Genomic DNA, 22172 nt, shown 5'->3' with positions numbered 1-22172 from the left:
CGCATGGCCTCGCCCCTTCAGGGGTTGACTCTGACACCGGTGTCAGAGTTTAGCGTGACCGCAGTCGAGGCGCACGGGTCGGTGCGTTCTTCGCGCATTGCGGACCAAGGGTGGGCAAGGTTCCCCGAACCGGTGGCTCATCCGACGGACGAACGGATGAGAAGTGTGACGACAGTGAATGCGAAGATCCCCGAGCGCGCCGGGTTCCGGGCGTGGATGGGGCTGGCGGTTCTCGCCCTCCCCACCATGGTGCTTTCCATGGACCTGACAGTGCTGCACCTGGCCGCCCCGAGCCTGAGCGCGGATCTGGAGCCGACCGGTACACAGCTGCTCTGGATTCTGGATATCTACGGCTTCATGGTGGCCGGCTTCCTCTTGGTCATGGGTAGCCTCGGGGACCGGATCGGTCGGCGCCGCCTGCTCATGATCGGAGCCGTGGCCTTCGCGGCGGCTTCGGTTGTCGCTGCGTTTTCGACGACCCCGGAAGCTCTGATCGCCTCACGAGCGCTCCTCGGCGTCGCAGGGGGCACACTGATGCCGTCCACACTGGCCCTGTTGACGGATCTCTTCCACGTTCCGGCGCAGCGCACCTTCGCCATCGCCTGCTGGATGACGGCTTTCACCGCGGGGGAAGCGGTCGGTCCCCTCGTCGGCGGTGTGCTGCTGGAGTTCTTCTGGTGGGGTTCGGTGTTCCTCATCGCTGTGCCGGTCATGGCGTTGTTGCTGGTCGCTGGGCCGTTCCTGCTGCCGGAGAGCTCCGAGAAGCTGCCCGGACGCCTGGACATGCCCAGTGCCGTGATGCTCGTGGCCTCGGTGCTTCTGCTCGTCTACGGGCTCAAGTCGATCACTCTGGACGGGACCGTGCTGGAAGCGTTGGTGAGCTGTGCCGCTGGGCTGTTCCTGGGGTTGGTGTTCGTGCGTCGCCAGCTGCGCATGGACGACCCCCTGATGGACTTGCGCCTGTTCCGCTTCCCTGCTTTCAGCGCCGGACTCGGTACACAGATGCTCGCTGTGGCGGCGATGGCGGGAAGTCAGCTCCTGGTGATCCAGTACCTGCAGTCCGTTCTCGGGCTCACGCCGCTGCTCGCCGGACTGTGGACCGTTCCGTCGATCGTGCTCGGCATCGGTGCAACGTTGCTGGCGCCCAAACTGGTGCAGTACGTACGTCCGGCTTACGTCGTCGGAGGTGGACTGCTCACTGCCTCGGTCGGTGCCACCATGGTCGCAGTCACCGCCTCTGAAGTCAGCCTCGCGTGGACCGTCGTCGGTTTCACGGTGCTCTATGTCGGGGTGACCCCTACCCTCGCGCTGACGACGGACCTGATCGTGAGCTCCGCTCCCCGCAAGCGCGCGGGCATGGCCTCCGGTGTTGCCGAGAGCGGGGCGGAGTTCGGGCTCGCGGGCGGTATGGCCTTCCTCGCGACCGGGGCGATGGCCGTGTACCAGACCCGGCTGTTCTCTTCCTCGCCCGAGGGGGTCGAGGAAGGTGAACTCCAGGACGCGGCTGAGACCGTCGGCGGTGGGGTTGCTGTTGCTGAGAGGACCCCCGGTGAGCCCGGGGCCGCTCTGCTCGAAGCCGTGCGTTCCTCTTTCGCCGACGGGTTGCAGCTGGCCGCCACCATCAGTGCGGTGGTGCTGGTGGCCGGTGCCGCACTTGCGGTGGTCTTCCTCCGGGGAAGTGGAAGTAGCACCACAGGGCAGGTGGAGCCCAGCACGGGAAGCACGGGAGACGGAGACCAGCTCGATCTCGGTGCTGATGTAAGGGCTGGGGAAGATGCTGAAGCTGATGAAGAGGCAACCGGAGACGGGGCCTTGTGCGGGGGCGCGGGGGAGTCCGGCCGCTGAGCTTCCTTTCTCCGCGCGGGTAGCTGCTGCGGAACCTGCGTGGAGTCCGGAACCCGGAACCCGGAATCCGTGCGGACCGGTGCTCTCGTTGAGCACCGGTCCGTTTCCCGTCCGTCTCAGCTTCCGTTTTCGGGGGCCGGGCTACTTCAGGGCGCTGCTGAGGAAGGATGTCCACTCGGAGGCGGGGAAGGGGAGGTGGCCGGCGTCGGGGTGCTTGGAGTCGCGGAGGTCAGCACCGAAAGCATGCTCGCGAACCTCTACGCATTCATTGTTGCCGCCGCTGTATGTTGACGTGTGCCAGTCAGTCATCGTTGATCCTCTTCATTTCTTCTCGGACCGCTTGTAGCGTCTCACCCGGTCCCCATGCCACGCCCTGCAGGGCCGCGAACCACATCCTGTAGCGACCGACTTCGTTGGTGGCAGTGATGATCTGTCCCTGGTGGGCCGATTCCACGTAGACGACCTCGGCTTGGTCTGGCGACGTGATGACCCTGAAGGGACCGTTGTTGCCCGCATGCCGGGGCTCAGCCAGGGGCACGACGAGCATGTTGATCCGTTCCTTCTCGAGAAGGTCCGCTACATAGGCGAGCTGGTCCTTCTGAACCTGAGCTGATCCGTAGCGACGCATGAGAAGTGACTGATCGATCACGAGCCAGATGATGGGGGAGAACGCCTTGGCCATCTGCTGTGCTCGGGCAGATCGCTGGCGGGCTCGTTCATCGAGCTCATTCGCGGACAACCACGGAGCACCGTAGCGCATCACTGCACGTGAGTATGCCTCCGTCTGCAAGTACACGGGGAACACCAACGCCTGGTACTCGTACAAGGCGTCCGCACGGTGTGTGCGTTCAGCGACTTCATGGAGCCAGGCACGACGCCCTGACCCGGTCAACTCCTCCCAGAGCCGTTCCAGCCGGCCACCTCCCTGTAGTACCTCGTCGAGTGCGCGCCGAAGCGCTGGGCGGGCCATGGTCTTGCCCTTTTCGATGTCGGACACGTGTGAGTTGCTGACCGTAGATCCGCGCTGGCAGATGCGGCGGGCAACTGCTTCTTGAGTCAGCTCGCACTCCACGCGCAGCCGACGCAGCTCGCGGCCGAAGGCTTTTAAGGAACGCTCATCCGGGGTCATGGTTCCTATATGAGCACATCACGTACCGGTGCGTGGATGGTTTCCAGGAAATTCCAGGAAGTCCTGGAAGGTTGGCGGGTTATCCGGTGAGTCTGGCCTGTCGTTGTGGCAGTCGGCATTCTGAGGCGTGAAGGAAGAGGCGGCGACTTCTTGAATGAGGGGCAGTGCCGCTTTTCTCTGAATTGTCACGTGATTATAATTTGGGTCGACAGAGGAGTGTGTCCGTCAATGTCCGCTTTCGCGCCCGAGCTCGCCCGGAGCGAGGTCACCGTTCCGCTGTCCAGCTTCATCCGCCCGCACCACGCCCACTACTTCTCCGGTCGTCGCGACCGCCCGCACTTCCGCCACCGCCAGTACAGCTTCCCCGGGATCCCGACCCTGCTCCCCCTGGTGAGGGCGTTCCTGGACACCTGCGCGTTGACCGTGAGCAGCTCGATCGACTCGCAGGACTCGCAAGATTCGCGCGAATACCGCTACCTCTTCACCCTGTTGGGCAGCGAGCTGGCGACCAACGCGATCCAGCACAGCCGCTCCGGGGAGGCGGGTGGCAGTTTCACCCTCGTGGTGCGCCGTTCCTGTGAGGGGCTGCACCTCACGTGCAAGGACCATGGCAGCCCGCGCGGTGTGGGCAGCCCGGACAGCGCGGGCAGCACGGTCCCCATGCCCCGGGAACCCCTGTCCGCCGACCCGAGCGGACTCAAGCACGACCACGAGTCCGGACGGGGGTTGGCCTTGGTCAACGCCCTCGCCACCTCCTGGGGGGACAACGCCCAGCCGGAGCTGCGCAAGGTCTGGTTCTTCCTCGCTCGCGACCTCGACGGCAACCCGTGGAGCCAGGCCTGACCTCAAGGGCCAGAACGGAACTGCTCCACACACGAAAAAGGGCTCAGAAGACGCTGCAACGTCTCCTGAGCCCCACAGAAACCCTGAATCTCAGCCTCTGAAAACCGTAGAAAGCAGGATCAGCCATGCATGCTATCCCGGCACCCCGCACGGCGCACCCGAGCCGCATGACCGGCACCCTGTCCGGAACCTCGTGCCCCACGTGTGTCCACCGCACCTGCCGCACCCACCGTGCCCAATCCCTGCCACGGCTGGGCGGGCACCGTTCCGAGTTCGCGGCCGAACACCGCGGAGCCGCTGCTCTCCAGGCACGTCGACCGGGGCTGGTCATCTTCTTCGGCGAGTCCACGCAGTCCTACTGGATCGCCACCCCTACAGGCCTGGCCGAGGCCCGCACGTGGGACGACCTCCTGGCGCTCCTGTGGTCCCGGACCAACAACAGGCAGCGCACGTAGGCAAGCAGTCGCCGGAGCCGGCCCGTCTGCCGGGCCGGCCGGGCCCCCGGCTGTCCAGGCCCCGGAACGCTGACCACGCAGTGGTCCGGGGCCTGGCCGATCAGCGTGCGCGGGGTCTTGGTCGCCCCGGCCCTGCCCCAAAGGGGCTGCCCTCCGGTGGGTCAGGGGAGCGTCCACATCTGAACACTGCGCGCGGAATCCGAGCTGATCAATGTCTCTCCGCCGACACCGAAAAACACTGAGGTAAGGGACCGCTCATCCCGACCCACGAGTGTGGACGTGTGTGTCCCGTTGGAAATGTCCCAGAGGCGCACGTTGCTGTCATCTTGTCCGGTTGCGAGAAGTGACCCGTCAGGGCTGAAGGTCAAGGATCGGATCGCTTCCGGGTCGCCGAAATTCCTTGTGTAGAAGGAGTCGGTGTACGTGGGGATCCTGGTCTCGAGCTCCCCGGAAACTGCGTCCCACAGATGAACGTGGTCGTCACGAGGCGCGGTTGCGAAGAGCTCGCCGTCCGCGCTGAAGGCCATCGGCCCCCCGCCACCCTCCTCCAAGTCGATCGTAGTGATGGCGCCTGTGTCCACGTCCCATAGCAGCACACCGGTGCCGCTGCCTGTGGCAAGTGTGGACCCGTCCGGAGAGAAGAGAGGTGAATTCAACCGTCCCTCTGTTGAGAAGGTGTCAATGCGCTCTCCACTGCTGCCGTCCCACAGGTGGAGGTCACCGTCTGATCCGTCGGTGAGAAAATCGGTGCTCTCCGGCCTGGAATCCAGAGTGCCGATCGATTCCTCTTGGCTATCGAGGGTGAGGAGTGCTTCTCCAGTGCTGATGTCCCACAACCGGTGGACCTCTGGGGTCCTCTGGAGCCCGATTGGGTCACCTTCAGAGGTGAAGGTGACGTCGATGAATGCCGGATCTTCGCCGCCCTGACGAACGACCACCTCTTCGCCGGTCTCGGAATCCAGAAGCCGCGCATAGTAATCGTGTGCCTCCTCCCTCGTGATCCCCCGTCGTACATGGACACTGTCCGCAGTGGCAAGCAGGTCGGCGTCCGGGCTGAGGTCCGCGGCCGAGATGTCGTGGTGGACCCTGTCCTCATCGACATCTTCGCGCAGCCCCTCATGCAGATCGATGACGGTGTCGGGGGTGAATTCGGGTACCGAATCGTCGTCCTCGGATAGGAACGCCCAGTGGATCGAACTTGCGATGAGAACCGCGCTAGCCGCTACGAGTAGGAAAAGACGGAGGCTGCGGCCATGCCGAGCTCCTGCTGTCACCTTGGGCGGCGCCACCTTGGTTTTGCCGAACGGAGGTGAAGCTTGCACCTCAGTGGTGTCCATTTCCTGGCGTTCGCTCCTCGCCGAGGAGAAGGCCGTTTCGCTTCCCACCAGTGGACGTGCGGTGTTCTCACCCTCGAATGATGTGACGATCTCGTGTGGAGTCGGGCGCAGTTTTGGATCGTTCTGCCAGCAGGCCTCCACCAGAGGACGGAGCCGGGCGGGCAGCGTTTCCACAGAGGGTGCCGGTGAAATGATCCGCAGCACGGTGGCCGCCATGGTCGCCGCGTCGAACGGGTTGGAACCAGTGGCTGCGGTGGCCATCACGGTTCCCAGGGAGAACACATCGCTCGCCGGTCCTACGGAATGCTCCTGGACCTGTTCGGGTGACATATAGGCGAGCGTGCCGATGACCTGTCCCGTCACCGTTGCCGAGCCCGCATCAAGAGCGCGCGCGATCCCGAAGTCGATGATCCTGGGGCCGTCCTCGGCCATGAGCACATTGCCCGGCTTCAGATCCCGGTGGACCAACCCGCACGCGTGAATCGCTTCGAGCCCTTCTGCGAGCCCGCTGAAGAGTGATTCCAGAGCGGAGCTGCCGAGCGGCCCCTGATCCTGCAACACCTGCTCCAGGGAAGGGGCAGGGATGTGGGCCGTGGCGACCCAGGGGGGATCTGCCTCGATGTCGGCATCCACGACCTGGGCCGTGTGGAAACCCCCGACGCGCTGGGCCGCTTCGACCTCCTGTGCGAAGCGACGCCGGAACTCCTCATCATGGGCGAACTCGGAACGGACGACCTTGACGACGATGGGTCTGTCACCCGGCGTGCGGGCCAAGTAGACCTGTCCCATTCCTCCTGAGCCCAACCGAGCTTCGAGGGTGTAACGACCGATTCTGCGGGGGTCATGGTTCAGGAGGGGGTTCACTTCGGGTTCGTTTCCGGTCGGGGGCGTGCTCGGACGGGATCCGGAGCAGGGCGTCGGTCGTCGGGGAGAGTTGTGCTGTGTTGGGGCGAGAACGTACTGCAGCACCGCACGGACGGCACCGTACCGAACACGGTGGTCCCGCTTTCGAAACGGATCTGGTCATCGACCCGGGGGCGGCCGCGGACCTGACCAACGGAACCATCACGGTCGAGGTCGAGAAGGAGTTCGAGCACAAGGAGTTCGAGACGGACGCCGGGGTCCAGCGCGTCTTTCCGGTGACCGGTTGAGGACACAGTCCCTGGTAGGAGGTCACGGACCTCGGGGCGCCTCAATCCGTGGCAGACAGGAGCCCGGTGCTCTCGATCGGCGGCAGTCCGTCGTCCAGCTCGCGCAGCCGCTTGTAGACCAGGCGCAGCTCCGACCTGTCCGCTATGAAACCCCTGGCCACCGCGGTCCTAAGCACGGTCTCCGTGTCGACCAGGTGGATGGAGCCCACGGCCCGTCCGCTCTCCCGGAGCCGTTCGAGTCGTCGGCTCTCCGAGGCTGCGATCCGTGCCCCTTCGCCGTCGTCGATGAGCACGGTCACCGCATCGCCGGTCTCGGCCGCAACGGCGGCGTGTGCGATCACCATCGTCTCGCCCAGATCCTTACGCCTCTTCACCCGTTCTTCCATGGGCTGGTGGGCGATGCGCTGGACAGCGGCAGCAAGCTCGGGGGTGTAGTTGTCCGGAAGGATCTGCATGTAGGTGGGCGTCATCTTGCGCCAGACCTTCGCGGCCCGTCGGAAGCGCTCATCGTCCCGGGACTTGCGCAGTACTTCTGTCTCCACGATCTCCGGGGCAGAGAGCTTGCCCAGGACACCGATCAGGAGCCGCTCCTTGTTGATCGACAGGAAGTTCAGGCCGGGGCCTGCATCGATGATCGGTCGGTGGCTCATCCGGCGGCGCCCCCGGTCGCCTTGGGCACGTCGGTGTCGTCATCGTCTTCATCAGGTGCGCCGAGCGCCTCGTCCAGAGCATCGAGGTCCACATCGGGCTCCGGTAGTTCGGCGGGTGCGTTCCTCAGGGTGGACGGGTCGGCCGGCACCACGCCCGCCCCTTCCAGCTCCGCCTCGGTCTCTCCGCGCGTCATGCTGCGCAGGGTGGCGACGGCCTGCAGGGACAGAACCCCTTCGGCGTAGCCCCTGATCGCGCGGGCGAGAAGTTGTTGCGGAGCTCTGCGCCGGGCCGAGTCCGCCTTCAGCGCCTCGTAATGGTCGCTCCACCCGAAGCGGGTCGCCAGCCCCGGTGTGTACAGGCCCGTCCGCCACTCCTGCTTCGTGGGCGGGTCGATGTATCCCGCGTCGTGCAAAGCGATCGCGGCGATCGTGGGGGAGACCAGGAACCGCTGGACCACGGCTGACAGGTCGGACCGGTCGACCGGGCTCCTTTCCCCGAGGAAGGCACGTAGCCCGTCCAGGGGCACGAGCAGATGGCGGGCGAAGGCGTTGGCGCGCGTCTCCACCGGTGAACGGCTGCTCCACCTTCCGGTGTCACTGTCCGCCCAGTCCTCGAACAGGACATGGCCGAGCTCGTGGGCCAAGGTGCTGCGCTGGCGCATCGGACGATCGGTGCGTGCGACAGCGATGAAGACCGCGTCGCGCTCGGGGTCCCGCATCGTCAGGCCGTGCTCGTCCTGGTCGGCGTCGAGCACGGCCACATCGATTCCGGTCGCCTGCTCGATGACGGCCACGAGGTCACCCAAGGGCTGCATGCCCAGGTTCTGTTCCCGACGGAACCGTTCGGCTGCGCTCCGCCCTTCGTGTTCGGGGCGGAGCGCTTCCAGGCGTTCGGTACTGGCTCTGTGGCCCGTCGTGGTGGGGATCGCCTGGTCGTCCAGGTACTCGTCCAGTTCCAGGAACTCCAGCAGTGCCCGGCGCATGCCGTCCATGCCGGAGTCGTTGGTGGACCGGGCCGCACATTGCGCCCGTGCGGAGGAGATCCCGGTACCCGTGAGCTGGGCGACGGTGGTTCCGGTCTCCCAGGCGATGGCCACCAGTTCGGGCATCTTCGGGATCCGGTCACCGGCGATGATGCGGGACAGGGTCGACTGGGAGACGCCCGTTGCTTCGGCGAGGGAGCGCTGGCTGAAGCCCGCCGCCGCACGGGCACGCTCGATCCGCGTTCCGATGTCCGTGCTCGTCATAGGTTGCCACCTCACCAGCCTGAATCACTTATCGCCTTGGTGATTCAGTCTAGCCGGGCGCACCGACAACGGACAGGGAGCGGCCGCTGAGCAGCACCGCCTCCGGACGCGATGACGCCCGGGTCCTCCGCCGGCTGATGCCGAAAACGCGGGCCGTGACCGGGATCGGGGGGTGCTAGCGTCCGTTTCCGTGGGCGACAACGTGTATGTGGGCAATGCGGGCAAGGACGCGGTGCTCGACCGCGGGTGGCTGCTCGGGCACTTCAAGGACCCCGACGACCCCCGGCACAGCGAGGCCGTGGAGATCAAATGGGGTGTGCACCAACGCGGTGACGAGCGCGCCCGGTGGGTCCGCGGGGAGCAGCGGACCGCACTCCTGGTGCTCATCAGCGGACGCTTCCGGGTCGCGCTGCCCAACCGCGAGGTGCTCCTGGAACGGCAGGGCGACTACGTCGTGTGGGGCCACGGCACGGACCACTCCTGGTTCGCGGAAGAGGACTCGGTGGTGCTGACCGTTCGCTGGCCCTCCGTACCCGGCTACGCGGTGACCCCGGCGGAACCGTGACCGACAAAGGCCCGGTACGTCCAGGGCCGTGTCCGAGAAGAGAATCGGGGGCGCGGCGCTGCCGGGAGGGGCCCCGAACCGAACTCGGAGTCGAAAAACGGAGGGTCCATGGCCACAGACGGAGAACCACCTTCGAGACTGCGCACGGCGCTCGCCTTCGACGAGCCGGTACGGCAAGGGCTCGAGCTGGTGCGGGCCGAGGGGCTCGGGATCACTGTGGTGTTGGGCCACCACGACGAGGACGAACAGTGGCTGGCGGACGGTCGCGAGCTGGACGAGCCGCTGAATTCCGGTGAGATCCTGCGCGCAGCACACCACGACGGTGCCCTCGTCCTGTCCGACGGTTGGGACCGCATCGTGCGGGAGCGCGTCACGCTCCGGCCCGGAACTGTCGGCGCGAGCAGGGACACGGAGGCGAGAGGAACCAGGCACGATTCTGCCGGCCGCTACGCGGAACAGACCGGACGCCCGGTGGCCGTGGTCAGCGAGGAGAGAGGGACCATCACCCTCTACCTCGGTGACGAGGAGTTCGAGCTGCGTGACAAGAAGGCGCTTCAGGGGCAGGTGCGCGATGTCTTGAGCGCGCTGGGCACTCTGTCCCGGCAGGTGCCCTCGGAACCCAACCTTGCACGGGCCCACGAGCTCTTCACGACAGCGTGGGGCCATCTCGCGGAGCTGGGGAGTGAGGGCCGGTGGGCCGCCACAGAATGTGCCCTCCTTGCCGAATCGTTCGGGCTCGACGAACATCGGGACGCCGAGGACCCCGAGGAGCCCCCTTCCCGGTCCATGCCGTCCTCGCCCACCGTTCGAGGCGTCGGGAACACGCTCCAAGGAGGCATGGGAGGAGGCACCCTTCTCCAAGCCCAGAACATTCACGTGTCGACCGTCCCCCAACGCCCGGCCGACGTGCCCCGCCCGCAGCAACTCCCGTCGCCGAGTGCTCATTTCGTCGGGCGCGAGAAGGACCTCGCGCGCGTGGTCTCGGTCCTGACCGCCGAGAGCACGACCCCACCGGTATGCGTCGTGGACGGGGCACCGGGATCGGGCAAGACGGCGTTGGCCGTGCAGGCGGCATGGAAGGTGCTCGACCGTTTCCCCGACGGGGTGCTGTACGCCGATCTCGGGACTTTCCGCGGCCCGACGGCTCGCGTGGCCGACCCCGCCGAGACGCTGGTCCGTTTCCTGAGGGATCTGGGGGCCGAGGAGAGCTCTCTCCCACAGGATCTCGACGGGCTCGAAGCACGGTACAGGTCGCTCCTCCGCGAGCGCCGGTGCCTCGTGGTGCTCGACGATGCCCACAGTGCGTCCCAGGTCCGCCATCTGATGCCGGATGTGCCCACCTGCGGGCTCGTCGTCACCGGGCGCACCGCGATGAGCGGGCTGGTCGCTCGCCGAGGTGCAACGCCCGTACACCTGTCCTCCCTGGTCCGGAACGAGGCGGTCGGCCTGCTGACCGGATTTCTGGGTGTGGAGCGGGACGGTACCCAGCTCCGGACGCTGGCCGAGCTGTGTGGCCACCATCCCCTCGCCCTGTGCATCGCAGGGGCCAGTGGGGCGGGGCTGCCCCCGAACGAGTTGGCCGCGATGATCGAACGGATCCGGGAACGGCGCCTCGACGGCCTCAGTGATCCGCTCGACCCGGAGGCCTCGGTCCGCGCTGCCTTCACCGCGTCCTACGAGGCGCTTCCCCCGGACCAGAGGCGAACGTTCCGGATCGCGGGCCTGTACCCCGGCCCCACGCTTTCCGAGCAGGCAGCCGAGGCGCTCTTCGGGTACCGACCGGACTTTCGCTGGCTGGAGAGCACGAACCTGGTGGAGCGAACGGGCTGCGATCATCAACTGCACGCATTGCTGCGCACGTATGCGAAGGAGCGGGCCATCGAAGAAGAGACCATCGACGAACGGCGCGCCACGCTGCGCCGTGTGCTCACGTGGTTCCTCCACACTGCCGAATCGCACGACCAGGCCCTGGCCCCGTGGCGTCCGCGATGGCGCACACCGGAGCAGGCCCATGAGGGACAGCTCGACACCACACCTACAGAAGCCGAGCGTTGGTTCGAGCGGGAGATCGAGAACCTGGCCGCTTCTGTGGAGGCAGCGCTGGACCAGGGCGAGCACGAACTCGCCTGGCAAGTGGCGCTCGCGCCGTCGGGCTACTTCTTCAGCCGCAAGCCGTGGGCGACGTGGACCCGTGTCCAACGCGCCGGGCTGGAGGCCGCACGCCACCTCGGTGACCGACGCGCGCAGGCCTGGTTGTGCGACGGGCTCGGGGTGGCCAACCGGGAGCAGGGGCGGTACGTGGACGCCCTCGAGTACCTGACAGAAGCCGTCACACGATTCGCCGAGGCGGGTGACAGCGAAGGGCTCGGAGAGGCCCAGCTCCACCTGGCACAGGTCCACAGGGACACGAAGGATCTGGACGAGGCCCGCAAGCTGTCGGACGCTGCCCTCGTGTCGTTCGAGGCAGCCGGCGCGGACCATGGAGGGGCCCGGGCGCTGAACCTGATCGGCGGCGTCCACGCGGAGCTCGGCGAGTTGCGCCTGGCACTGGAGCACACGCGCCTGGCGGCCGAGGTGTTCACTGCATTGGGTGACGAACACGGTCGTGCGTGGGCGGTGAACAACGTCGCCACGGTGCTGGTGCGGTCGGATGCGTACGAGGAGGCCGTCGACGCCTTCTACGAAGTGGTGGAGGTGCGCGAGCGCATCGACCGGTACGGGCTGGCCTTCACCCTCCGAGGGCTGGCGGACGCCCTCGACCACCTCGGGCGTGAGGACGAGGCACGGAACTGCAGGGTCAGGGCCCTGGCGATCTTCGAGGAGATCGGTGATCCGCGGGCCGATCGCCTGCGTGCGTCACTCGACCGGTAGCAGCGACGGCCGGGCGTGTGCGTGATGTACCCCGTCCCCGGCCGAGCCCGGGGGCGGGCACGGCCGGGGCGGGCAGGCGCCGAAGGCCCTCAGTGCGTCACGGCGCCGGTGGAGGCCGAGCGCACGAGCTTGGCGTACTTGCTCAGCACCCCCTCCGGGAACGGGTTGGGCAGCGGCTCCCACCCGGCGCGGCGCTTCTCGAGCTCCTCCTCGTCGACGTGCAGGTCGATGCTGCGCCCGGCGATGTCCACGGTGATGGAGTCGCCCTCGCGCACCAGGGCGATCGGGCCGCCGTCGACAGCCTCCGGGGCGATGTGGCCCACGCACAGGCCGGTCGTGCCGCCGGAGAACCGCCCGTCCGTGAGCAGCATGACGTCGCTGCCCAGCCCGGCGCCCTTGATCGCGGCGGTGATGGCCAGCATCTCCCGCATCCCCGGGCCGCCCTTGGGCCCCTCGTGGCGGATCACCACGACGTCGCCCTTGCGCAGGTCACCCGAGCTGAGCGCGTCCATCGCCGCCTGCTCGCGCTCGAACACCCGCGCGGGGCCGGTGAAGGTCTCGGTGTCGAACCCGGCGGTCTTGACCACGGCCCCCTCCGGCGCGAGGGAACCGCGCAGCACGGTGATCCCGCCGGTGGGGTGGAGCGCGTTGTCGAAACGGCGCAGCACGGTGCCGTCGATCGGGTCCGGCGCGAGGTCCTGGAGGTTCTCCTCGACGGTGCGGCCCGTGACCGTGAGGGCGTCGCCGTGCAGCAGCCCTTCGTCGAGCAGCACCTTCATCAGGACGGGGATCCCGCCGACCCGGTCGACGTCGTTCATCACGTAGCGGCCGAACGGCTTGAGGTCGGCGATGTGCGGGACCCGGTCGCAGATCCGGTTGAAGTCGTCGAGCTCGAGGTCGACCTTGGCCTCGTGGGCGATGGCGAGCAGGTGCAGCACGGCGTTGGTGGACCCGCCCAGCGCCATGACCACCGTGATGGCGTTCTCGAACGCCTTCTTCGTCATGATGTCGCGCGCGGTGATCCCCTGCTCGAGCATGTTGACCACCGCCTCGCCGGACCTGTGCGCGAAGTGGTCGCGGCGCCGGTCCGCGGAAGGCGGAGAGGTCGAACCGGGCAGGCTCATCCCCATCGCCTCGGAGATCGACGCCATGGTGTTGGCCGTGAACATGCCGCCGCACGCGCCCTCACCGGGGCAGATGGCGCGCTCGACCCGGTCGAGGTCGGACTCGCTCATGCGCCCGGCCTTGCACGCGCCCACACCCTCGAAGGCGTCGATGAGCGTCACGTCCTTCTCCGTGCCGTCGGACAGCTTCACCCACCCGGGCGCGATCGTGCCCGCGTACATGAACACGGAGGCCAGGTCGAGGCGGGCGGCGGCCATGAGCATGCCCGGAAGCGACTTGTCGCAGCCGGCGAGCAGGACCGAACCGTCCAGGCGCTCGGCCTGCATGACGGTCTCGACGGAGTCGGCGATCACCTCGCGGGAGACGAGGGAGTAGTGCATGCCCTGGTGACCCATGGAGATGCCGTCGGAGACCGAGATCGTGCCGAACTCCAGGGGGTAACCGCCGCCCGCGTGCACGCCGCCCTTGCTCGCGCGCGCGAGCCGGTCGAGGGAGAGGTTGCAGGGGGTGATCTCGTTCCACGAGCCGGCCACGCCGATGATCGGCTTGTCCCAGTCGCCGTCGCCCATGCCGACGGCGCGGAGCATGCCGCGGGCAGGGGCTGCTTCGATGCCGTCGGTGACGGTGCGGCTGCGCGGTTTCGGGTCGATGGCCATCGGGTGCCTCGCAAGGGATCGTCGACTGCGTGCGTGCGGTTACGTGTTCGGATGCGTGTGCGGGTACGTGCGTGTTCGGGACGGCCGGGAGGGGCCGGGTGCAACGGGTAAAGCGGGTACGGCGAGTCACGCCGCTCCGGCGGATTCTGACACGGATGGCCAGGGGCCGGTGGGTCCGGACGTTACCGGGCGGACCCGGGCCGTCCCCGAGCCCGGTCAAAGACCGGTCCGGGGCTCGGGAGCGACGCACGCGGGTCCCGGAAGGTTAACCGTGTTCCGGGGAGCGCCGTGCCCGAACCCCGGGAACGCCGTACCTGTTCACCCTGCTTTTCCCGTGGCCGTCGGGGCAAACGGCGAGCGTAGGAGCGGTCGGGCGGGGCGGTATGGGGGAACCCGGCCGAGGCCGGAGGGCAAACCCGCTCTCCTCCTGCGCCGCAGTAACCTCGTCGGTCTACCGGTGGCCTTCCGCCCGACCCCGCGGACTCAGTGCTCCGCGCTCACCCTTTCCGGGGTCTGGCTGCCTTTCGGCTCGCCGCCGACGCCGGGTTGTCCGGCGTGGGCCGTAGAAGCGGCTGTCCGTTTGCGCTCCCGCTGATCCTGGTCTCGTGTGATCCAGGACTTGCCCTCGGCTGCGATCCCCTCCAGGATGCGCCGCGTGTGGGAGAACCCGGACGCGTCGAGGTTCACGTTCACCTCGTCTTCGTCCTCGCCCGATTCCTCAGCACGTTCATCCACGAGGGCCGACGGTTCGAAGACATCGATCTTCTGAGGGTCTCCATTGGTCAACGTCAGGTACAGCGTGTAGTTGATCCGGCTCTGCTCCACCACATGGACCGAGGAGACCGAGTCGAACCGGTAGTCCCCGAACTCACGCTTACCGACAAGACCGCGGTTGAAGTTGAGCCGCGCCTCCACGTCCCTGACCCCCTCCTGGGTGATCAGGAAGAGCCGGATCACATACTTCGAGTAGCGCCACGCGCCGTACTTCTCCTTGGCCCGTCGGCTCGATTCGTCAGAGGTCTGCAGGAACGTGTGGGCGACGATCTCGTGCCAGGACAGCTGATGGTGTATCAGCGCGCTCCGGAGGATGAGGGTCTTGTCGGCGTTGAGCCAGGTCTCCATCTCCGATTCCGTGGGGCGCAGGGAGGCCAGTTTGTCGGTCCATCGCTCGTACTCCTCCTGCCTCTCTTGCAGGATGCGTTTGCGTTCGGCCCTCTCCTCCCGCACACGCCAGGACTCGCTGACGATGTTGGCCCAAAGAGAGACGGCGTACCTGGAACTCACCCCTGCGCCGAGGAGGCAGACCACCGTGATCACCGGTGCATGGAGGAGAGCAGAAGCGATCACGCTCAGCATGGCGACCACACCGATGACGGAGAAGAGCCAGGTTCGCTTCCTGACCGACCTCCCGGCCTCGTGGCGGGGCCGGGGGTCGAGTGGCAGGTCCTTGCTCGATCGATCACGGACATCGCGCGCCATGTGCCGGATCAACCATTTGACGGACCCGGCGTCCACCTCCTTCTCGCGGTAGATGTGGACGACCTCATCGCGCAAGGTCCGGCGAACGTCTTCGGTCTCCTCGAGCCAGGCCTGCCATTCGTCGCGGTCAGGGGCGTATTTGATGAAGTAGCGGCGGAAGTCTTGGTCGACGCGGTCGGCGAACCCGGCCGGGGGCGGCCTCCTCTTCAGCGGTCGGAGGAACTGTGTCTGTGTGCCGCCGTTGCAGAGCCGGTTCCTGTGCCACCAGAGGAGGGCATTGCGCAGAGCGAGGTAACCGGCCACCAGGGCCAGGACACACGAGGCGAGCTCGAGGAAACCGCCGTGGGCCAGCGCGGTCCACCCGATGCCTGCAGCGCACATGAGCAGGAGAGAGCCCCAGATTGCCGTACCGACGCCGTCCCACACGTTGGTGGAGTTCGGCTTCGGCTTGCGGGCACGTGCGCCGGCGGGGGTGGGCTCGAAGTAGGACCAGGCACGATCGCGGCGGCCGTTGTCGGTCGCTTCCCGAACCGCGTCCTGGACGATCTGCTGCCACAGCTTGGCCTTCGCGCCGCCGGTGACCATGGCTCCCAGGTGGTGGACGATGAGCTCCCGCTGCTCGCTGGGGAGCTCTAGAACGGCGTCGACCGCGGGCTCGGGATCCGCGTCGGGGTCGTCCAAGCACTCCAGCAGGGCGGAGAGCGACTCCAATGCCCTCCTCCAAGCATCCTCCGGGAAGGTGTGCAACCGGGTCCACAACTCGCGCAGCTTTTCGTGGTCCCCGGAGGACACGTCTCGGAACGATCGCTTGCTGAGCAGGGCCAGGACCCAATGGAAACGGATCTCGCTGCTGTCGTGCTCTTTGGTGAAGGCCGCGGCGATCAGATCGTGCGCCTTCCGCGGCATCCCGTTCTCCAAGTACCGGAGCCCGACCTCGTACTTGCGTTCGGGGGGTTCGTCCGGGCCCACCACGTACACCTCGGAGTTGTGCACGTGCCCGAACTGGGCCCCGACGTAGGACCCGGGTTCCGCGGTATTGGTGGTGTCGCCGGGGCTTTCGTTCTCGGGTCCGCTCACGAGTTCCCCCTCACTGCGCTGATCAGCGGGGCGACCTTCGAAGCGAGGGACGCGAGGTCGCTGAGCAGCCCCTTCAGCCGCTTGAGCGCCAGGATCGTGGCCTTCTTCCCGTGAGAAGTGCCCTCCTCGATCCCCTTGTCGGCGATGTCGAGTTCTGCCGAGGCGGCCTCGTGGGTCTCGTCGTCGATCCGCCCGGCGGAGCGTTCCTTCGACAACTCCTTGCGCAGGGCGTGCAGTTCGGCCACCACGTCGGGGGCCGGACCGGGGGAGGGCGCGCTCACGTGGAACGAACTGTTGTGTATGTCGCCGGCTTGGAACCCGACGTTCCCGTAGGCCGTGTTCGTGACGTTGCCGCTCCCGCCCGGAGGGGTGGTGTCGGCCATGGCGGTCTCCTCCTCGGTCTCGGTGAGCTCCTGCGCGAGCCGGAGCGCGAACGCGGCCGCGTTCCCTGCGGCGATCGGCTGCCAGTTGCGGTCGGTGCCACTGGACTTGGATCCGTCGGCACGGTCGCTGATCCCGCGGACGATCGCCACGGGGGAACCGCTCAGGTGCCCGGCCTGAGCGATACCGGCTGCCTCCATCTCGATGGCCGCGGCGTCGTTGTAGGTCTGCCGGATCCACTCCGCCTCACGGGAGAGCCGCGAGTTCTGTACGATCTCCCCAGCGGCGATCGCGCCGAGGTGGGCCTTCGGCGCGGTACCTCCGGGCGGGGGCGAGGCAGTCTCCGCCCAACCCGCGGACCGGGCGACGTGCGCGGCCAGCTGGGCCATCTCGTGCGGGGCCTCCCACACCCGGGGCCGCGCCTTGAGCCCGTCGTCCTCGCTGGTCCCGCCGTGGTAGGCGTACACGTGGGTCGCGATGACCACGTCGCCCAGCGGAGGGGTGTCCCACAGGGCTCCGGCCACGCCCACGAACATGACGGCGCTCGGGGAGAACTCCTGGATCGCGCGTTCGGCCAGCACGGCGGCCGAGTGGTTGCCCTTGCCGGCCAGGCCGAGCACAGCCCGGCCCTTCCCGTGGGGGAGCGTGCCGATCTCGAAGCGGGTGCCCCTCGCGTGGCGGTGGGGGCGGGGATCGCCGAGCATCCCGTGCACGGCTTCGTACTCGAGGTTGAGGGCGGTGAGGATCACCACCGGGTTGTCGTTCATCGTTCCTCGCTCGATGTCGGGGGGTCGGGGCGCATCATCGGAGGGCGGAGCCGGTCCCTTGGCCCTGGACGGAACAGTCGGGCGGGTCGGCCCCGCGTGCGCCGGCGGTCCGGGAGGGCGGGCACGATGAAGCCCGGCACCGCCTGGACCTTGCGGTAGAAGTTGCGGGGATCGAGCCGCTGTCCCCACACCGCCTCGTAGACCTGCTGGAGGTCGGAGATGGTGAAGGGCTCGTCGCAGAAGGCCGTGGCCAGTGAGGTGTGCTCGAGTTCGGCCCGGGCGCGCTCCAGACCGTCGTCGAGGATGCTGCGGTGGTCGAAGGCGAGCTCGGTCCGGCCGGAGAGGCATTCCTCCACGGGGGTCCAGGCGGCGGCCGAGGCGTCGGTCCCCGCTTCGGGTTCGGGGAGTTCGGGGGCGATGGCCAGGTAGGCCACGGAGACGACACGGCCTCGGGGGTCGCGGCCGGGGTCGCCGTATGTTCCGAGTTGTTCCAGGTGCAGGCGCGCGGCGTCCAGGTCGGTTTCTTCGGACAGTTCTCGGTGGGCGGCCGTGCGCAGGTCCTCGTCGGCGTCGAAGAGGAACCCGCCGGGCAATGCTGATCGGCCCTTGTGGGGTTCGATTCCGCGTTCCACGAGGAGGACGTGCAAGGTCGAGGAACGCAAGGTGAGGATCACCAGATCGACGGCGAGCAGGACGGTCGGGGGTTCCCAGGGGGTTTCGTCCATGCCCGGGACATTACCTTCTTGTCAGATCAACAGGAAGAGGTTGGTGTACTTTTCTGTGAATGTTTTCAGGGGTGTTGATGTGGTTCTTGTTGCCTTTGTTTGTGGAGTTCTAAAAGGCCTGTATTTTCTTGCGTGGCGGTATGTCCCGACGTGGAATCGGTGTTCCGTCGTGATCTGAGAAGACGTGAAAGGCGTAATGAGTAAGTTCTTCGACGTGGACGGGCGCACGGTGTGGAGCCCGGCGAGCGGCCGGGCGGAGCGGTTCATGGAACGCGTCGCGATGCTCGAACGCGAGCTCGGGGTGCCGTCGGGCATAGCTCCCGTGCTCGCCGACGAGCACGACATCGACGGCGCGGTGTTCGGCGCGTTCGTCGCGGCAATGCTGGCGCGGGAAGGTCCGGGGGAAACAGGAGAGGGCACCGGTGACACGGCCGCGGTCCTGCTCGTGCTCGCCGAACGCGCCGGCCTCGATGCAGGAGCCGCCGCGTGGGACCCGCGATGGTTTGAGCGGGCACGGGCAGCGTCACGCTGCATGCCCCGCTGAGGGGCCTTCGGAGGCACGCGACCCGTTCTGTCGTAGACGGCCCGTAGATTCGGTGCCACGAGTGGACGCGGGCAGGCCGGGGCGTTGTGGACGGGCGCCCCGGCCGCCACCCCGGTGACGGTCACGACCATGGACCGACGACGGCACGACGACGGAACAGGAGCGCGCCCCCATGGGCTACGACGCCTACGTGCCCTGCCACTGCTGGAGGGACGGGCTCACCACACCACCGCCTGCGGATCCCTCCCTCATCCAGCCGGACGAGGAGAGCGGGCTTCCCGACCTGGACGTGCCGATCACGGGCAACGAGGAACTCCACCACCGGTTCGACCGGTGGACGGCCCGCGAGGCCTGCCCGCACGAGGAGATGGAGCTGATCGCCGAGCGGATCGCGAACAGCGGTGGGATGGGCCGGTTGCGCAGGGCGCTGGACGGTGCCGGGGGCGCGCACCGGTTTCCGACCCTGGTGAACCGGCTCCCGCAGGCGAACAGCGGCCGGCTCGAGAACGAGGAAGCCGCATCCATGCTGGCGGAGCTGCGGGACCTGTCCCGGAGCCGGGACCTGGGCCCGTGGACGGTGCTCACCAGTGACACGAGCGGCACGGGAGGCGGGTCAGGGCCGAGGGAGGAATCCGGCGCGGACGGCCTGCGCGCGCGACCGATCCACGAACACCTCGGTGCGGGGCGGAGCCGGAGGATGCCCGACCGGTCCGCGCAGTACGTCGCCGGTCTCGACCACGACGGGTTCTTCGTCGAGTACTGCCCCGAGCGGGCGGAGGACGGCGGGTGCGCGGAGGACGGAACGCGGACCGAGCTCTTCCGGTCGCGGCGGTTCACCCAGCAGCGCGTGGGGGAGGACCGGGTGCGTTTCACGGCGCTCGACCACGGCGGGGAGACCACGGTTCCGATGCGCCACCTCCTGGGACGGGGAGGGCAGGAAGGCCGGGAACCCGACGTGCTCGGGGTCCACCGCACACGCTTGCCCCCACAGGAGCTGGAGTACGCCGTCGCGCCGCTCACCCGTCTCTGCCGGGCGGCCGTGGAGACCGGCGGATGTGTGCACTGGTGCTGAGGCTGAGTACGCACCGGCGCTGAGGATGCCGGCAGGTGGCACCGCCGGGGGATCGGGTGCTCGCTTCAGGGCTGCCGCACAGATCCGGTTGGTGGCTTGTTCTGTCCGCGTGGCCCGGAGCGCCGCCCCATGCGCCGACCCACGCACCCCCCGAGACGCGTAGGCCCGTTCTGTCTCCGGTGGCCCGTGGGTTCCGCCCAGTAGGCCTCGCAGGGGCGGTTCCGGTTCCCGGTGAGCCGGCATGAGCGGACCGGGGCGCGTGGACAGGCGCCCCGGCCCTGCCGTCCGGTGGTCCGGCACCGCTCGGCCGGCGCCTGCGCTCAGACCACGGCGCCGGGGTGCTCGCCCACGTAGGTGTCGCGGCACACCCGCGAGCAGAAGCCCAGCCGCTCACCGCGGTACTCGACGACGAGGGCGCCCTTGCCATCGGCCACCGTCATCCCGCAGACCGGATCGGGCAACCGCCCCTCGGGTACGGGTGCCGCGGTGCCGTTCTCGCGTGCGGCCCGGGTCTCCTCCGTGAGGAAGGCGAGCACGTCGGAGGCTGTGGCAGGGCGCCCGTCGAGGCCGATGCTGCCGTCGGGCACACCCTCCACCTTGATCCAGAGGCTCCCCCGGGGCCTGACCCAGCCGCGGTCGTCGTCCAGGCGGCGGACAGCGGTGCGGACCAGACCGATCAGGAACGCAGCCGATTCCTCCTGCCAGGCCTGCGGGAGCGTGACGGTGACGAGCATCGGCGGCGCGGTCCCCTCCCGGGGCGGGCCGTCCCCGCTCCGCCACCCCTGCAGCTCGCGGAAGGCGATGTGGGTGGTGGGCCGTACCCGCCGGAGAATCTCTTCCGTGTACCCCGGGGCGCCCAGGAACAGGTCGAGGAAGGCCCCGCTCAGCTGGTCGCGGTCGCAGTTGTCCAGGCTGCCCGTGGGGTGGGCGATCTCCATGAGAAGCATGATGTCCCCCTTCTTCGGACCGGGCGACCGGGCGGCCGCCTCGCAACCAGCCTTGCCGGAGCCACAGGGCCCCGCAATGACGTGGGAGGTCATGGGAGAGGGGCCCGAGGGGCTGCGCGGTGTCAGCTCTGCTGGTCACCGGCCGCGGCCGACTCGGCCTGCTCGGCCAGTTGGGCCAGCACCTCCCTCGTGCGGTCGTCCGCCGGGAAGAACGTCTCGACGGCGATCTCGTCGAGGGTCACGTCGCGGGGTGAACCGAAGACCGTGACCGCGTACAGCAGGGACAGGCGCCCCAGGTCGCTGTCGAACAGCATCGGGGTGACGAGGTCGCTCTGCGGGCCGGGCACGTCCTCGGAGGGCCGCGGGGGAGGCGGGTAGCCCTCGAGCTCGCGCAGCAGCTCGGACAGCGCGGGATCGGCGGTGCGTTCGTACTGGCGGCGCACCCGGCGCAACGTGAGCGTGCGCCACTGGGCGTGATTGGCCAACCCGTGTGAGAGACCGTCGGGGTGCAGGGTCGCCCGCAGCATGTTGGTCCTGGGCTCGCGCAGTTCTCGCGGGACCCCGGTGAGGAAGCGCGACATGGCGTCGTTCGCCGCGAGCACGTTCCAGTGGACGTCGACGGCAACGGCCGGGTTGGGTTCGTGCCCGGAGAGCACAGCCCGAACGGCCGAACGGGCCGCGCCGAGATCCTCCAGAGGGCGTTCGGGGTGCACCGGCGCGAACCCGGCGGCCAGGTAGAACCCGTTGCGTTCCCTGAGGGGCACGTCGAGCTCGTCGCACAACCGGTCGATCATGGATCTGCTCGGCCGGGACCGGCCCGTCTCGAGGAAGCTGAGGTGCCGGGCCGAGACCTCGGACGCGATGGAGAGATCGAGCTGGGAGAGGCGCCGGCGCTCACGCCAACGGCGGAGCAGCGTACCCACGGGTTCGTGTGTGCTCATCGCTCAACCGTACGGTCGGCGCCCGCGCCCGGACATGATCCCGTGCGGAGACCGATCGTGCGGGCGGTACGGCCCGGATCGTGTACGCAGCTGCGCCGAGACCGGGGGCGGCCACGTGCGTTTCAGGGCACCGTGTCCCGGGGCCCGGACCCCCGCGCACGCAAAAGGCCCCGACCTTGCGGTCGGGGCCTTCGCCTCGGGGTGAGTGACGGGACTTGAACCCGCGACATCTTGGATCACAACCAAGTGCTCTGCCAACTGAGCTACACCCACCATGTCCGCCCGGCCTCTCGGCCTTGCGTACGTTCTCAATCCTAGCGGATGCAGGGGAGTGCTTCGACCACTTTTCCCGGCGCCGCGCCGGG

General features: G+C 68.1%; 19 protein-coding genes and 1 tRNA gene. 8 read left to right on the top strand and 12 right to left on the bottom strand.

All coding sequences use genetic code 11. The features are described 5' to 3' along the window. The first annotated feature begins 174 nt into the window (after positions 1–174). A complete protein-coding gene (locus IDM40_RS22060) occupies positions 175–1845 on the top strand; it encodes an MFS transporter (RefSeq protein WP_216631146.1) in 1671 nt (556 codons plus the stop codon). 141 nt (positions 1846–1986) lie between these two features. Here the strand turns inward: IDM40_RS22060 and IDM40_RS22055 are convergent, their stop codons facing one another. Both IDM40_RS22055 and IDM40_RS22050 read right to left on the bottom strand, forming a co-directional pair. After that, positions 1987–2154, bottom strand: coding sequence for a DUF397 domain-containing protein (locus IDM40_RS22055; RefSeq protein WP_193123950.1), 168 nt, complete (start codon positions 2152–2154; stop codon positions 1987–1989). Then, a complete protein-coding gene (locus IDM40_RS22050; protein WP_193123949.1) occupies positions 2147–2974 on the bottom strand; it encodes a helix-turn-helix domain-containing protein in 828 nt (275 codons plus the stop codon). The genes IDM40_RS22055 and IDM40_RS22050 overlap by 8 nt, the downstream gene beginning before the upstream one ends. A 228-nt stretch (positions 2975–3202) precedes the next feature. Here IDM40_RS22050 and IDM40_RS22045 point away from each other — a divergent pair, with 228 nt between their 5' ends. Both IDM40_RS22045 and IDM40_RS22040 read left to right on the top strand, forming a co-directional pair. Further along, positions 3203–3817: an ATP-binding protein gene (locus IDM40_RS22045; RefSeq protein ID WP_193123948.1), complete on the top strand. Its 615-nt coding sequence runs from the start codon at positions 3203–3205 to the stop codon at positions 3815–3817. Between the two features lie 125 nt (positions 3818–3942). Next, positions 3943–4272 carry a hypothetical protein gene (locus tag IDM40_RS22040; RefSeq protein WP_193123947.1) on the top strand — a complete coding sequence of 110 codons (330 nt, stop codon included), beginning with the start codon at positions 3943–3945 and terminating at the stop codon, positions 4270–4272. A 161-nt stretch (positions 4273–4433) separates the two neighbouring features. On the opposite strand, the gene IDM40_RS22035 is transcribed toward IDM40_RS22040, so the two are convergent. Further along, positions 4434–6473 carry a WD40 repeat domain-containing serine/threonine protein kinase gene (locus IDM40_RS22035; RefSeq protein ID WP_328807093.1) on the bottom strand — a complete coding sequence of 680 codons (2040 nt, stop codon included), beginning with the start codon at positions 6471–6473 and terminating at the stop codon, positions 4434–4436. 77 nt (positions 6474–6550) lie between these two features. Between IDM40_RS22035 and IDM40_RS22030 the strand changes: the two genes are divergently transcribed. Beyond that, positions 6551–6760 carry a hypothetical protein gene (locus tag IDM40_RS22030; protein WP_193123945.1) on the top strand — a complete coding sequence of 70 codons (210 nt, stop codon included), beginning with the start codon at positions 6551–6553 and terminating at the stop codon, positions 6758–6760. A gap of 41 nt (positions 6761–6801) precedes the next feature. On the opposite strand, the gene IDM40_RS22025 is transcribed toward IDM40_RS22030, so the two are convergent. Beyond that, entirely contained in the window at positions 6802–7410 is a 609-nt protein-coding gene (locus IDM40_RS22025) for a PIN domain-containing protein (RefSeq protein ID WP_193123944.1), read from the bottom strand. Then, a complete protein-coding gene (locus tag IDM40_RS22020) occupies positions 7407–8657 on the bottom strand; it encodes a helix-turn-helix domain-containing protein (protein ID WP_235997835.1) in 1251 nt (416 codons plus the stop codon). Before IDM40_RS22020 ends, IDM40_RS22025 begins: the two co-directional genes overlap by 4 nt. A 190-nt stretch (positions 8658–8847) precedes the next feature. On the opposite strand from IDM40_RS22020, the gene IDM40_RS22010 reads away from it, so the two are divergent. Together IDM40_RS22010 and IDM40_RS22005 are read left to right on the top strand one after the other, a co-directional pair. Continuing rightward, on the top strand, positions 8848–9222 hold the full coding sequence (locus IDM40_RS22010) for a signal peptidase I (RefSeq protein WP_193123943.1): 375 nt from the start codon (positions 8848–8850) through the stop codon (positions 9220–9222). 108 nt (positions 9223–9330) lie between these two features. Further along, positions 9331–12093, top strand: a complete 2763-nt coding sequence (locus IDM40_RS22005) for a tetratricopeptide repeat protein (protein ID WP_193123942.1) — start codon at positions 9331–9333, stop codon at positions 12091–12093. An 89-nt stretch (positions 12094–12182) separates the two neighbouring features. Here the strand turns inward: IDM40_RS22005 and ilvD are convergent, their stop codons facing one another. The 4 genes from ilvD to IDM40_RS21985 form a co-directional block, all read right to left on the bottom strand. Further along, entirely contained in the window at positions 12183–13874 is a 1692-nt protein-coding gene (ilvD, locus tag IDM40_RS22000; RefSeq protein ID WP_193123941.1) for a dihydroxy-acid dehydratase, read from the bottom strand. Between the two features lie 483 nt (positions 13875–14357). Then, positions 14358–16346: a hypothetical protein gene (locus IDM40_RS21995; protein ID WP_193123940.1), complete on the bottom strand. Its 1989-nt coding sequence runs from the start codon at positions 16344–16346 to the stop codon at positions 14358–14360. 80 nt (positions 16347–16426) lie between these two features. After that, a complete protein-coding gene (locus tag IDM40_RS21990) occupies positions 16427–17578 on the bottom strand; it encodes a 5'-methylthioadenosine/S-adenosylhomocysteine nucleosidase family protein (protein ID WP_193123939.1) in 1152 nt (383 codons plus the stop codon). Continuing rightward, complete coding sequence (locus IDM40_RS21985; RefSeq protein ID WP_193123938.1) at positions 17575–18303, bottom strand: NUDIX hydrolase; 729 nt, start codon at positions 18301–18303, stop codon at positions 17575–17577. The genes IDM40_RS21990 and IDM40_RS21985 overlap by 4 nt, the downstream gene beginning before the upstream one ends. A 196-nt stretch (positions 18304–18499) precedes the next feature. Between IDM40_RS21985 and IDM40_RS21980 the strand changes: the two genes are divergently transcribed. Together IDM40_RS21980 and IDM40_RS21975 are read left to right on the top strand one after the other, a co-directional pair. Continuing rightward, positions 18500–18847, top strand: a complete 348-nt coding sequence (locus IDM40_RS21980) for a DUF6086 family protein (protein WP_193123937.1) — start codon at positions 18500–18502, stop codon at positions 18845–18847. A 172-nt stretch (positions 18848–19019) separates the two neighbouring features. Further along, on the top strand, positions 19020–19919 hold the full coding sequence (locus tag IDM40_RS21975) for a hypothetical protein (RefSeq protein ID WP_193123936.1): 900 nt from the start codon (positions 19020–19022) through the stop codon (positions 19917–19919). Positions 19920–20239: 320 nt separating this feature from the next. Here IDM40_RS21975 and IDM40_RS21970 read toward each other — a convergent pair whose 3' ends face one another. The 3 genes from IDM40_RS21970 to IDM40_RS21960 form a co-directional block, all read right to left on the bottom strand. Continuing rightward, positions 20240–20866 (bottom strand): YHS domain-containing protein, encoded by a 627-nt coding sequence (locus IDM40_RS21970; protein ID WP_193123935.1) that lies wholly within the window; start codon positions 20864–20866, stop codon positions 20240–20242. A 122-nt stretch (positions 20867–20988) separates the two neighbouring features. Beyond that, on the bottom strand, positions 20989–21807 hold the full coding sequence (locus tag IDM40_RS21965; protein WP_193123934.1) for a helix-turn-helix domain-containing protein: 819 nt from the start codon (positions 21805–21807) through the stop codon (positions 20989–20991). A 200-nt stretch (positions 21808–22007) separates the two neighbouring features. Then, positions 22008–22080: transfer RNA gene (locus tag IDM40_RS21960), tRNA-His, on the bottom strand. Between the last annotated feature and the right edge of the window lie 92 nt (positions 22081–22172).

The sequence above is a fragment of the Nocardiopsis coralli genome (assembly GCF_014892575.1).
In the GTDB taxonomy this organism is placed as follows: Bacteria; Actinomycetota; Actinomycetes; order Streptosporangiales; family Streptosporangiaceae; genus Nocardiopsis; species Nocardiopsis coralli.
This window is presented reverse-complemented; position numbering and strand designations above follow the sequence as displayed.